At 56.3% G+C, this 12,435-nt stretch carries 10 protein-coding genes; 2 read left to right on the forward strand and 8 right to left on the reverse strand.

Translation table 11 applies throughout. The features are described 5' to 3' along the window. Positions 1 to 203: 203 nt before the first annotated feature. On the reverse strand, positions 204 to 719 hold the full coding sequence (locus NHH03_RS13670; RefSeq protein ID WP_253156976.1) for a hypothetical protein: 516 nt from the start codon (positions 717 to 719) through the stop codon (positions 204 to 206). A 177-nt stretch (positions 720 to 896) separates the two neighbouring features. On the opposite strand from NHH03_RS13670, the gene NHH03_RS13675 reads away from it, so the two are divergent. Next, on the forward strand, positions 897 to 2,321 hold the full coding sequence (locus NHH03_RS13675; protein ID WP_253156978.1) for a pectate lyase: 1,425 nt from the start codon (positions 897 to 899) through the stop codon (positions 2,319 to 2,321). A 210-nt stretch (positions 2,322 to 2,531) separates the two neighbouring features. Here the strand turns inward: NHH03_RS13675 and NHH03_RS13680 are convergent, their stop codons facing one another. The 7 genes from NHH03_RS13680 to NHH03_RS13710 are packed head-to-tail and all read right to left on the reverse strand — an operon-like array spanning position 2,532 to position 9,236. Further along, positions 2,532 to 4,127: an FAD-dependent oxidoreductase gene (locus NHH03_RS13680; protein ID WP_253156980.1), complete on the reverse strand. Its 1,596-nt coding sequence runs from the start codon at positions 4,125 to 4,127 to the stop codon at positions 2,532 to 2,534. Next, the gene (locus tag NHH03_RS13685) at positions 4,124 to 5,659 is read right to left on the reverse strand and encodes a polyamine aminopropyltransferase (RefSeq protein WP_253156982.1); all 1,536 of its coding nucleotides are present in this window, start codon (positions 5,657 to 5,659) and stop codon (positions 4,124 to 4,126) included. Before NHH03_RS13685 ends, NHH03_RS13680 begins: the two co-directional genes overlap by 4 nt. After that, on the reverse strand, positions 5,656 to 5,925 hold the full coding sequence (locus tag NHH03_RS13690; RefSeq protein ID WP_253156984.1) for a DUF350 domain-containing protein: 270 nt from the start codon (positions 5,923 to 5,925) through the stop codon (positions 5,656 to 5,658). The genes NHH03_RS13685 and NHH03_RS13690 overlap by 4 nt, the downstream gene beginning before the upstream one ends. Before the next feature lie 16 nt (positions 5,926 to 5,941). Beyond that, positions 5,942 to 6,142 (reverse strand): hypothetical protein, encoded by a 201-nt coding sequence (locus tag NHH03_RS13695; RefSeq protein ID WP_253156986.1) that lies wholly within the window; start codon positions 6,140 to 6,142, stop codon positions 5,942 to 5,944. Continuing rightward, positions 6,143 to 7,693, reverse strand: a complete 1,551-nt coding sequence (locus tag NHH03_RS13700) for a DUF4178 domain-containing protein (RefSeq protein WP_253156988.1) — start codon at positions 7,691 to 7,693, stop codon at positions 6,143 to 6,145. It abuts the gene before it with no gap. Continuing rightward, on the reverse strand, positions 7,690 to 8,100 hold the full coding sequence (locus NHH03_RS13705) for an S-adenosylmethionine decarboxylase family protein (RefSeq protein ID WP_253156990.1): 411 nt from the start codon (positions 8,098 to 8,100) through the stop codon (positions 7,690 to 7,692). Before NHH03_RS13705 ends, NHH03_RS13700 begins: the two co-directional genes overlap by 4 nt. A 20-nt stretch (positions 8,101 to 8,120) precedes the next feature. Continuing rightward, positions 8,121 to 9,236: an SPFH domain-containing protein gene (locus tag NHH03_RS13710; protein WP_253156992.1), complete on the reverse strand. Its 1,116-nt coding sequence runs from the start codon at positions 9,234 to 9,236 to the stop codon at positions 8,121 to 8,123. A 241-nt stretch (positions 9,237 to 9,477) separates the two neighbouring features. On the opposite strand from NHH03_RS13710, the gene polA reads away from it, so the two are divergent. Beyond that, a complete protein-coding gene (polA, locus tag NHH03_RS13715; protein WP_253156994.1) occupies positions 9,478 to 12,282 on the forward strand; it encodes a DNA polymerase I in 2,805 nt (934 codons plus the stop codon). Positions 12,283 to 12,435: the final 153 nt, after the last annotated feature.

A 12,435-nucleotide genomic window follows, 5' to 3' on the forward strand; every position in this document is an offset into this window, starting at 1 on the left:
GCGGGAGAGTACAGAGATCGAAGCGGCAATTTGCTGAGTCATTTGAGGTGAAGTGACTGTTTAGCGCAACTTCAAAACGCGTCAGCGAGGGATCCCGCTAACACCCTAAATCCCACGCTGACGCGTCGGGTTACCGTAAAAGCGCAACTTCAAAACTGACGCGTCGGGTTAGGAAAAACCAATGCCTCACCCGAATCGCAGGCTCATTTTTCCTCGGCAGGGATCGACTTCTTAGGGCCGGTGAGGGATGAAAGCACGAGGCTGACGATCAACACGGACGCGGCGACGGCGAGAATCAGAATCAAACCGATGACCAATGCCGGGATTGGCGAATCGTTTGCATTGTCGTTTGAATACAAATCTAGCGCTCGATAAAAGAAGATCAGTGCCGGCAATGATCCTGCGGCTGTCGCAATTCTCCCCGCCGTTCGGTGGTGACCGAGCAGGCAAAATAACACTCCGGCCAAAGCCCCACATCCAGCTGCGATTGGCGGCATCGCCACCAGGATCAGCCCATCGAACTCGCCAACCAACTGGGTCAGGCGGTTGAGCGGGGGAATCAATGCCAAGAAGGAAAGTAGCGCGCTGACAACCGCGGCGAAGATCGCACCGACGGCGCCTCCCACAACTGTGCCAGTCATCTTGCTGATCGAATCGGGGGCTTTTGATTTCGCAGCGGATGCTTCCTCGATCTCAGACACTTTGTACGGATTGGTCATTTTGAGTTCCTGCCAGGTGAGCCAACGCCGGGGGGATGAATCATACACATTCGAGCAGGAGCAGCGGCTAAGCTAGTGGTGCGTCAATGCCTGGAATGACAGTTGACCTGTGTACGACGGACTTTGACGCACCACTTTTAAGAACCCCCGCCTCCCCGCCTCGATTTGGGCTGTCCAATGAATTCATTTCGTTTGCTTTGTCCATTACTGGTTGTGTTCGGATCGTACTCGATCGCTCGCGCGCAACTTCACGACCAAGCATTGGCAGCGGCCAAACAAGCGACCACATTTTTAACCGATCAAGTCAGCACCCGCGGCGGTTACTTGTGGAGCTATTCGGCGGATCTGAAGCATCGCGAGGGTGAGGGCGTCATCGACACCGAAACCGTTTGGGTCCAGCCGCCAGGCACTCCCGCGGTCGGCAGCGCGTTCGTCAAACTGTATCAAGCGACCGGCGATTCGCAATTTCTGCAGGCAGCGCTGGCGACGGCCGATGCCTTGCGAAGCGGACAAATGCGGTCCGGCGGATGGCAGGCCCATGTCGAATTTGATGCCGACCGACGCAAGAAATGGGCGTATCGAATCGATGCTACCAGTCGTAAATCCAAGGATCAATCCAGCTTGGACGACGCCAAGACCCAGGCGGCCCTGCTGTTTTTAGTTCAACTGGACGCAGCAACGAACTTCAGTGACGACATGGTGCACGAGATGACATTGTATGGACTCGATGGGCTGCTCAACCGAGGGCAATTCTCTGGCGGTGGATTTCCTCAGGTTTGGACCGATGGGCGCCCCGAGGGAACGGACACGCCGCGACTGTCGGCCAATTACCCTGACGACTGGTCGCGAACCTACCCGGGACACCAGGAGTATTGGTACCGCTACACGCTGAACGATCATTTGGCCAGTGATGTGATGGACGTCCTGCTACTGGCCGATCGTGTCTATCGTGATTCACGTTACCAGAACGCGGCTCTGAAATTGGCCGATTCACTAGTGGACGCCCAAATGCCGAATCCTCAACCGGCTTGGGCACAGCAATACAATTCTCAGATGCAACCGATCTGGGCACGCAAGTTTGAACCGCCCGCGATCACGTCCAGTGAATCATTCAGCGTGATCGAAACCCTGATGAAAATCTATCGCCACACCGGTAATCGCAAGTATCTCGCACCGATCCCAAAGGCACTGGATTACCTGCAGCAATGCGAACTGCCCGATGGACGTGTCGCCCGATTTTACGAATTGAAAACAAACCGGCCGCTGTATTTTACACGCGACTACCAACTGACCTACGACGACAGCGACATGCCGACCCACTATGGTTTTCAGTTGGGAAGCAAAGTCAGCCAGCTGCGCAAAAAGTACGACAGATTAGCGGCCCAATCCCCAGCCGATCTATCCAAGTCGGTGGCCGACCGCAGTGCGAATCCACCGAGTGATGCCGTGGTCAAGCAGATTGTCGATGGGCTTGATCCGCGTGGGGCCTGGCTGAGTGACACGCCGCTGCGATTCAATAAACTGCCCGGCCCGAGCATTCAGATGTCACAGACGGTCGAGAATTTAACACTGCTGGCCGACTATCTTGCCGCTGAAAATTGAGAAACGGGTTGGGCGTCAACATGCGTGAGCAACGGCGCCCTGTCGTAGCTGATCCCGCCAGGGTTCAGACAGTGTTGGCGTTCTGCGCACCAAGGTTCAGACGGTCTGAACCCTGGCGGGATCAGCTACGGGAAACACCGCCAGGGAACCTATTCAACACAGGACTCAGTGTTCGGTTTCCGCTCGGGCCTTCTGTCCAGAAAAATATTCCTAAACCGCACAACGGTTTGCGGCCTGGACTCCGCGATCAAACGCTTCTTCTAATAGCGCGATGCCGCTTAGATCGGTGCCGGCAAAGTGGATTCGTCCCAGCGACTCACTGGCGGTTCGTCGTTGATCGCTCCAAACAAATCCGACTCGGGGTTGAACCATCGCATGTCCCCATCGCATCACATCGATCCGTCGAATCAACGGGGCCAGATCCGGATGTGCCTTGCGTAGATCGGAGACCACGACGCGCACCCAGTCCTGCCAAGTCAACTGCATCAGTTCCGCGCGGGAGACACGTGGATCGTCGTCTAGCAGTGGTTGGTACCAAGTCAGAACCGTTGCACCATGATCCAATCCGGTCTGGTGTGTCGACACGACATACCCCAGCGAACGGCTGTCATAGATCACGTTGTCCCAGGCCATTGCCCCGTCCGATTCCTGAGGACGCGCGGAGAGGAAAACATTGGCCACCACCCAGCCACCGTAGCGAAAATTGGCAACGCTGCGTCCACTGGATTTCCAATCGCTGATCAAATGAGGTGCCAGAAACTGTGGGGCCGCAAACACCACATGCTTGGCCGTGAAATCAACCGTTGTCGACGATTGCTTGTCCAGTGCTCGCACATGCACATGGCCGTCGCGGCGTTGAATGTTCGTCACTGCATGGGAACAACGCATTCGATCAGCGGTCTGCTGAGCCAAATAGTTGACGACCCGGCCATTTCCCTCTGGCCATGTGATCACGGCCTGTGATTCCGCACTTTCACCGCCGAGTCGCGAAACAAAGTAAAACAGCCCCGCCCAGGCACTTGTCTGCTGGATCGTCAATCCGTAATCATCGCGACAGCTGTAGTCGACCAGCCACCGTAAACGCGCCGACGAAAACCGTTGATCTGTCATCCACTGTGACATGGAAACGTTGTCCAACTGTCGCACCAGATCATCATCGCTGCTGCGCGACATTGGGATCGCGAACATTCGCCGGCCAGCGGCATCACGACGCGTCGACCAGTCACGCATCAGCTCGCGAAACCGCTGGAGCTGTTCTAGATCCTGAGGGCTTGCACCTGCTGTCGGATACAGCCCCTCGATCCAGTGCCCCTGAAAAAACACACGCTCTTCCGGTTCGCGGCACAGATATTGTTCACTGACGATCGGTCGTCCATCGGACTGTTGGCCAACGATCACACCCATCTGGCGGAACAATTCGATCAGTGACTCGTTGTCCTGCATCGGAGTCGGGACGTAGTGGGCGCCCCAGGGATAGTGGAACCCATCGCGTGAACCGCTGGTTGCAGTCCCGCCGGGCTGGTCAGCTAATTCCAAGACCACATAGTCATCGATTCCGTTTTGATCCAACTGCCAGGCTGTGGCGAGTCCACCGATTCCACCACCAACAATCACGACTTGGTGCGACTGGGCAGCGGATTTCGGTGGCGGCGGTTGCCAGCCATCTCGCAACCGATGCCCGGTCGAAAAATCAGGACTCAATAACTCGCCGACAAAGTTGTAGCCGCCCAGGGCCCCACAGCCGACCAGCCCCGACAGCGGCACCGCGGCGAGATGGGCCAGAAGTTCACGACGCGAAAAATTCACATCGCCCCCCATTCCTGCTCGTAGTAACGCACCAGCACTTGATCGTTCAAACGGTTGGGTTGCGTCGGCACCGGTTGCAAATCAACCGGCATGTCGAACATCGTTGCCATCGTCTTGCGATCCAAATATCGCAGACCCGTCGGTAGTTCGATGTGTTGCAAAAATCCGCCATCCGCTGTGGTTTCGAGCGGTTTGATTTGAGCGAGTGCAAACCCCCAGACGCCAAACGTGGGGACCGAAGCACGATACGGTCGCACGTCCATTCCCGTCTCTTGCATGGTTTTCAAGATGCACCAATAGGACTTGGGGGCAACCAACGGCGAGGTGCATTGCACGGTAACGACGGCGGAATCGAAGAGTCGGGCACGGAGCAGATGAAAGAATCGCGTGGTGTAGAGTTTGCCCACCGAATAGGAGCCTGGATCGGGGAAATCGATCACCGCCACATCAAATTTGCGATCGTCTTCGCTAACCCAAACGAAGGCATCGCGGTTGATCACGGTCACACGCGGATCTTGCAATGCGTGTTGGTTCAACTCGGCCAGCGGAGGAAACTCGGCGGCCATTGTCGTGATCGCGGGGTCCAGATCCACCAGTGTGACCGATTCGACGTTTGGATAACGCAATATCTCGCGAACCGCCAACCCATCGCCACCGCCCAACACCAACACATGCTTTGCGTCGCCAGCGGTGGTCATGGCTGGATGCACCAACGCTTCGTGATAGCGATACTCGTCGCGGGAATTGAATTGCAAGTGCCCGTTCAGATGCAATTGAAACCCGTTGGCGTTGCGGGTGACCACGATGCGTTGAAATGGGGATTGCGTGGAATAGACAATCGGATTGCCCAAAATTACTTCTTCGGTCCAACTGGTCAGCGTGTCGGCTTTGATAAACGCCACCGCCAACAAACCGATCACCAAAAAACCGCGGCCTCGCAACGCGTCCAGGGATTGCTGTGACAACAACGGGCGCAGTAGGTAGGTGCCCCAGACGCCGACGACGGCATTCAAGATGCCGAACATCAATGACGTTCGCACCAATCCCAACCGGGGGACCAACAGGATCGGAAACAGCACCGACGCGAGCAGTGCGCCGATGTAATCGAACGTCAGGACCCGGGCGACCAGTTCTCGAAAATCCAGGTGCTCCTTTAGGATCCGCATTAGCAGCGGTAATTCCAACCCGACCAGAACCCCGATTGAAAAAACCGATCCGAACAGGGCAATTCGAAACCAAGTGATTTGGGCAAAGGCGATGAACAAGATCGGCGCTGAAAATCCACCCAGCAAAGCCAATCCAATTTCGACTTCGATGAACGTTCGGGCGATTCGGTTTTCGACATAGCGTGACAGCCATGAACCGACGCCCAGAGCGGACAGGTACACACCGATGACCAGTGAAAACTGAGTCACCGAGTCGCCTAGCAAGTAACTTGCCAACGTGCCGGCCAACAACTCGTAGATCAACCCGCAGGTCGCGATGACCAACACGTTCAAATACAACAGATAGTTGGGCGCCCGCTCGATCATCCGACGATTGCGGCCGCGATGATGAACGATATCCCCAGTACGATCGAGCCGACGACCATGGCCACGGCCATGTTATGCTCTTCCCCAATTTCTTTGACGATCGAGAAATGCGTTAGCTTTTCCATGACCAACAGACATAGAAAAAACACCACGATCCCAAGCAGTGAAAACACCAGGGCTGCGACCAAGTGCTCGCCTAACAGGTGAATCCTGCTCTGCATCTGCTGTTGTTGTGCTAGCGGCATCATCATTTCAATACTCTTCATCAAATGGATCTCCATTCTATTTTCCTCCCCCCCACGAACCACCAATCGAACGCCCGCCATAGGTCCCGCCGCCGTAGGATCCACCACGGGAACCTTCGCTGAGAGCTTTGGCGACGCCAAAGTCGGGCGCCTTCCAACCCATGGCGGCGGCAACAGTGAACCAGCTACAGACCACCACACCCATCACTAAGTAAGCGGTTAACAACGTTTTTTTCATTCAATCATCCGATGCATAGGGACTGTAATCGCTGTCGCTCCAGCGTCGGACTTCGAAATTGTGCAGGTAGGCGATCACCAATCCGGGGATCAGCGTGACAGCAACAATGGCATAAAAGAACAACCATCCGTCGGCCTTGCCCGCTCCGATCACCACATAGGCAAAAAACAGGTAAAACAGGAAACCCATCCACGCCAACCAAAATTGCCATCCGGGCTGCGGTCGTGGTTGGATCGTGCCCACGCCCCAAGGCCGCGGCAAATCCGACAAATTGAATTTCTGTTCCAATTCTTCCGGTGTGATGTAGTGGCCCTCCGAGATCGTGATCTCCTGATTGCGTCCGTGACCGCTGCGTTCATAGGACAGCATTCTGGGCGGTGCGATGTAGTCAGACGTGGAAACGTTGTCTCCGACCGAGACTTTCCAATAGAACTCGCCCAGCACGTATCGCACATAGGCCGTCCCGCGGTCATAAATCCGAAACGTCTCGCCGCCATAGTAAACTTGGTCACTGACGCTGCCGGGCGGTTTGTCGACCGGTCCGACCAACGACCAATGGCCCTGGTTGCAGACCAGCCAGCGGAATCCCGTTTCACGGTTGTACATCAGGTACTCTGTCCAGGGATAAATCCGGCCCGCGTACTTGGCGTAGCGCTGCATGAATCCGATCACCACGTAGCGGACACCGCCGAATTCGCCTTCGCTGCCGAGTGGGATCAGCGGTTTGACTTTCTTTTGATGGAGCGTTTGAAACAACGACAGCTTGCCATTTTTGGCCTCCAGCATCGACGTGCAATTGGGACAGGCCACTCGCAGCGTTTCGTCCGGTGCGCGCAGCGCCAATGGTCCGCCGCAATGCGGACAGTTCAATTGCAACGCGCCGACGGCTACTTTTCCGGCATCGGGATCGAGTGACCCCAAGTCGATCTGCAGTTGTTTCAGCGTGACTTCGCTGCCCAGAAAGGCTGACTGCTGAGCGTCTTGGCTGCCATCGCCGTATTCAAATGTGGCGACGGATTTCTCATGTCCGTACAGATCCACGAAATGATGTTCGACGCCGGGATGAAACGCCCAGGGCAATTCGCCTTCGGCAGCTTCGGCAATGGCGACGCCTTTTTCGCGCACCGTCAGTTCGACGCCTTTGACCGACACCGTTTGGCCCAATTCGATCGATTCAAAATCCGGCAACCGTGACGAACGTGGCAAGCGTCGTTGCATGGTCAGGGAAAATTTGCCTTGGGCTTCGGCCAGCCATCCCCAACGCTCGCCGGGAAAGGCCAAATACCATTCGTCCCAGGATCCACCGGCGGAATGCCGATAGCGGACGCGGCCTACGATCGTGAACGGTTTGCCGTTGAATTGTCCTTCGATCCCGCGAGCGAGTCCCGATGCCGGATCCCCGACCTCGGCGACTTTGCCATAGTCTTTGATGTCACGATCGGATCGGCCGACCGCCGTGTGACAGAATTCGCAGATAGTGACCAGCGAAGATCCGGTTTGAAATTGGACCGGTCCGCCGCAGGAGGGGCAATTGGTCGTCACATGCTTCATCGACGTGCTTCCTGTCGAAATGCCATGACCTGGCGTTCCAGCTGGCGGACAACGACATCGCTGCAACCGAGTTGTCGCCGCAGTTCGGAGTCCCAGTTCCAAACCGCGCGCTGTCGACAGCAATACAGGTTGAAGGTCGCGAAACCGAATTCGGGATAGGTGTGACAGGCCAAATGAGATTCGCTTAGCAAATACATCGCGGTCACACCTCCGTGACCTGGAAACGCATGCCGCAGAGGGTTCCCAACGACAGACAGCCCCAAATCGGCGACGATTTGATCGCACACCGCCAGGATCAAATCCAGATCCACCAACCGATCGGCCGGGCAGCCGGAAACATCGACGACCCATTCCGTTCCGCCAGCGAATCCGTCTAGCGGTTTCGATTCAACAGGATTCCTGTCCATCTGGTGCGGTGCCTAGGGACCTATGCCGGCGGTGGAGGCGGGGGCGTCTGCGAGACAAACAGCGGCGCCAGTTCGTTCACCGTTCCGGCGGCTTGCCAACCGCCCATCCCGCTGGACCACACCATCGTGTCCTTGGTGACTTCGCCGCTGGCAATTCCCGTGGCGAGTTGTGACAACGCGTACGGGCCTTTGGTTTGTCCGGCAACGGCGACATGCCACGCTGCGGTCGGTGGGGGCGGCGGTCCGGCGGCGCCCTGGGAACCACCTTGCGGTCCGCCCATCATGCCCGGCATCATTCGCCCGGCCATCGCCATTCCCAAACCCAATCCCATGCCGTCGGCTGCGCCGCCGCCCGAGGGGTTTTCCGCGGCAGCGGTCATTGCGGTTCCCATTTGGTACTGCTGGTAGCGATTCATATCGCCGATCACGCCCATGCTGGTACGAGTGTCGAGCGCTTTTTCCACCGCTTCGGGCAGCGAGATGTTGACGACCACCAATTGGGGACAATCCAATCCGTATTCGTCATCGATTTGCTCGACAACTTTGGTTTGAATCGTTTTGGCAATCTCGCCGTAACGCGATGCCAAATCCAGTGCGGGGATATTCAGTTCCGCAATCGCTTGCGAGAACGCCGACGTGATCATCGACCGCAACAGATCGGTGATTTGGTCGGATTGGAAATCACCGTCGGTGCCGACGATTTCCGTCAACAGTGCTTTGGGTTCAACGGCCTGCAAGGCATAGGTACCAAAGGCACGAATCCGAATCGGACCGAATTCAGGGTCTCGCAACATCACCGGGTTCGGTGTGCCCCATTTCAGATCCGTGATCTGGCGTGTGCTGACAAAATACACTTCGGCTTTGAACGGGCTTTCGAAACCGTATTTCCACCCCCGCAAGGTCGACATGATCGGCATGTTTTGAGTTTCTAACTCGTAATGCCCCGGGGGATAGCAATCGGCAATCTGTCCGCTGCTGACCAAGACCGCCATTTGTCCAGGCCGCACGATTAGTTGCGCGCCATTTTTGATTTCGTTGTTGTAACGCGGAAATCGCCATACCAGCGTATGATTCGAATCATCGATCCACTCGATGATATCGATCAATTCGTTGCGTAGCTTGTCAAACAATCCCATAGCTGTTCTCAAACACGAAAGATTGGCCCGTCAAAACTGTCGCCACCACCAACCGGCAGAAAAGCGAGGTGGGAGGGGCGCGAAAAGTCCACTGCGGCTTCACTCTAACAAATTCGGCGTGCCAGGGCGGTCGGTGGCGTAGAAAAATATGCCCCGGACCGATTCACGCCCGGCTACCGAACGCCGCTGCATCGGCGTACATTCCGGACCTCGATTCCTCCTCTTTTTTGCTGTGTTTGCTATGGCCGACGATTCCCCCGATTTGTTCTCGCCGACCAAAAAATTGTTCCTGCTCGATGGCATGGCGCTGACCTACCGGGCCCATTTTGCACTCGCCCGCAGTCCCCGATTCACTTCCGGCGGACAATGCACCTCGGCCGTCTTTGGGATGCTCAATGCGATCACTGATATGATCAATCGAGAATCCCCGACCCATTTGGCTTGTGTCTTTGATACCTCCGAGCCCACTCAGCGGCACATTGAATACCCGCCCTACAAAGCCCAGCGGGATGCGATGCCGGAAGATCTGTCCAGCCAGCTTCCACTGGTCGACAAACTGCTGGATGCTTTGAATATCCCCGTCATCCGGCGCCCCGGTTACGAAGCCGATGATGTGATCGGCACCTTGGCGCACCAAGCCGCCGCGAAAGAATTCGAAACTTGGATGGTGACACCGGACAAAGACTACCACCAATTGGTGACCGACCAGATCCATGTCTACAAGCCGGGCCGCAAAGGCGCCGAACCAGAAATCCTGAGCGTTCTGGAGGTTTGCAACCTGTGGGAAATCGACCGCGTCGAACAGGTCATCGATGTGTTGGGGTTGATGGGTGACTCCAGTGACAACATTCCCGGGATCCCTGGGATCGGTCCAAAAACTGCCAAAAAGTTAATCTCGCAGTTCGGCAGTTTAGAAGGTGTGTTGGAAAACGCAGACAAACTCAAAGGCAAGCAGCGCGAGCGCGTCGAAGAAAACAAAGAACAAGCGTTGTTGTCAAAACGGTTGGTGACCATCCAATTAGACGTGCCGCACGAAATCGAACTTGATTCGCTGATACGTTCGGCGCGTGACGACGACAAACTACGCGCACTGCTGATGGAACTGGAATTCGAAACACTGGGCAAACGCTTGTTCGGCAATGCGTTCTCCGCGGCATCGGCACGATCAGCGGTGGTCCGCGAAAAACGAACGAACGAAATCCAGCAATCGCTGTTTGATGAACCGGCCGAATGCAAAACGATTGACGACGTATCGCACAAGTACCACACGCTGACCACGCCCGAGCAGCGCGGCGAATTGATTGCCACGTTGCAGCAACAGTCGGAGTTCTGCTTCGACAGCGAAACCACGGGGCTGGATCCGCGGACCGCCACACCGCTGGGTTTGGCGTTCAGTTTCAAACCGCACGAAGCCTACTACGTTGTCTGTCCGGACGATCCCGAGCAACGTCAAGCGATGTTGATGGAATTTCAACCGCTGTTGGCTGATGAATCGATCACCAAGATCGGGCACAATCTGAAATACGATGTCTCGCTATTGAAATGGAATGGTGTCAACGTCGCTGGGCCGTTGTTGGACACGATGCTGGTGCACACCATGACCGAGCCGGAGATGCCGCACGGTTTGGATGCGCTGGCCGAGTTGTATTTGAATTACCGGCCGATCCCGACCAGTGATCTGATCGGTCCCAAAGGCGATGACCAGAAAAGCATGGCCGACGTGCCACTGGATGAATTGGCCCAGTACGCCTGTGAAGACGCCGACGTCACGCTGCAGGTCGCCCATCAGCTGCGGCCGATGATGATCGAACGCGGCGTTCAACAGGTCTGTGAAGACGTCGAGTGCCCGTTGGTCCCGGTGCTGGTCGACATGGAATTCAACGGTATCACGCTGGACAGTGAATCGTTGGCCAAGTATTCCCAAGTGCTGGATGTCGAAATCGCTGACCTGCAGGCGCGCATTTTTGCCGCGGTGGGGCACGAATTCAACGTTGATTCCCCCAAACAATTGGGCGTCGTTCTGTTCGAAGAATTGAAGTTGGAGGAAAAACCAAAGAAAACCGCCACCGGCCAGTATTCCACCCGCGAAGCGGAATTGGAACGGTTGAGCGGCAAGCACGAGATCATTCGCGATGTGTTGGACTATCGAAATGCGAGGAAATTGAAATCAACCTACATCGATCAATTGCCCGCCGCGGTGAACCCGGAAACCGGTCGCTTGCACACGCACTACAGCCAAACGTGGACGGCAACCGGACGGATGCAATCGAACGACCCCAATTTGCAAACGATTCCCGTGCGGAAAGAACGAGGTCGTGAAATCCGGGCGGCGTTTGTGCCCCGCGATGCGGATCACCTGATCCTGTCAGCGGACTATTCGCAAATCGAATTGCGGATCATGGCGGAATTGAGTGCTGACGAGTCGATGATGGCAGCCTTCGTCGCCGGCGAAGACATTCACACGGTGACCGCATCCAAGGTGTACAAGGTCGAAACGGACGAGGTCACTCGGGAGATGCGTGACAAAGCCAAGACCGTGAACTTTGGAATCATCTATGGAATCAGCGCGTTCGGATTGCAGCAGCGGTTGAACATCCCCCGTGCCGAAGCCGCTGAGTTGATCAAGAATTACTTTGAAAAGTATCCCGGGGTGCAGCGCTACATTGACGAAACGATCGCGTTCGCAAAACAGCATGGCTATGTGGCGACCCAGACCGGGCGACGCCGCTACTTGCGCGATATCACCAGTCGTTCACGCGGGGCCGCCAGCACCGCCGAACGTCTGGCCATGAATAGCCCGATTCAAGGCACCGCGGCTGACATGCTGAAACTCGCGATGATCAAAGTCCAGCGGGCGCTACAGGGCGGTGGGTTTCAGACCAAGATGTTGTTGACCGTGCATGACGAGTTGGTGTTCGATTTGGTCAAAGCAGAAACCGACGACGTGTTGCCGGTGATCCGCGAAGCGATGGTGAGCGCGTTGCCAATGCAAGTGCCGATCGTTGTTGAAATGGGAACCGGTGAGAACTGGTTGCAAGCCCACTGAGAAAATCACACCGACGTTGTTTCCCGTAGCTGATCCCGCCAGGGTTCAGTCAGCCTGGGTCGCAACGACGGGGTCTGTCCCCAGTGGGATCCCGTAGCTGATCCCGCCAGGGTTCAGTCAGCCTGGGCGGTACGGGGAATCTGAACCGTGGCC

The sequence above is a fragment of the Stieleria tagensis genome, from assembly GCF_024129865.1.
In the GTDB taxonomy this organism is placed as follows: Bacteria; Planctomycetota; Planctomycetia; order Pirellulales; family Pirellulaceae; genus Stieleria; species Stieleria tagensis.

Coding starts and splice junctions, on each gene's coding strand:
- NHH03_RS13675 (WP_253156978.1), top strand. CDS start 897: ATGAATTCATTTCGTTTGCTTTGTCCATTACTGGTTGTGTTCGGATCG.
- NHH03_RS13700 (WP_253156988.1), bottom strand. CDS start 7,693: ATGAAGCATGTGACGACCAATTGCCCCTCCTGCGGCGGACCGGTCCAA.
- NHH03_RS13670 (WP_253156976.1), bottom strand. CDS start 719: ATGACCAATCCGTACAAAGTGTCTGAGATCGAGGAAGCATCCGCTGCG.
- polA (WP_253156994.1), top strand. CDS start 9,478: ATGGCCGACGATTCCCCCGATTTGTTCTCGCCGACCAAAAAATTGTTC.
- NHH03_RS13705 (WP_253156990.1), bottom strand. CDS start 8,100: ATGGACAGGAATCCTGTTGAATCGAAACCGCTAGACGGATTCGCTGGC.
- NHH03_RS13695 (WP_253156986.1), bottom strand. CDS start 6,142: ATGAAAAAAACGTTGTTAACCGCTTACTTAGTGATGGGTGTGGTGGTC.
- NHH03_RS13685 (WP_253156982.1), bottom strand. CDS start 5,659: ATGATCGAGCGGGCGCCCAACTATCTGTTGTATTTGAACGTGTTGGTC.
- NHH03_RS13710 (WP_253156992.1), bottom strand. CDS start 9,236: ATGGGATTGTTTGACAAGCTACGCAACGAATTGATCGATATCATCGAG.
- NHH03_RS13690 (WP_253156984.1), bottom strand. CDS start 5,925: ATGAAGAGTATTGAAATGATGATGCCGCTAGCACAACAACAGCAGATG.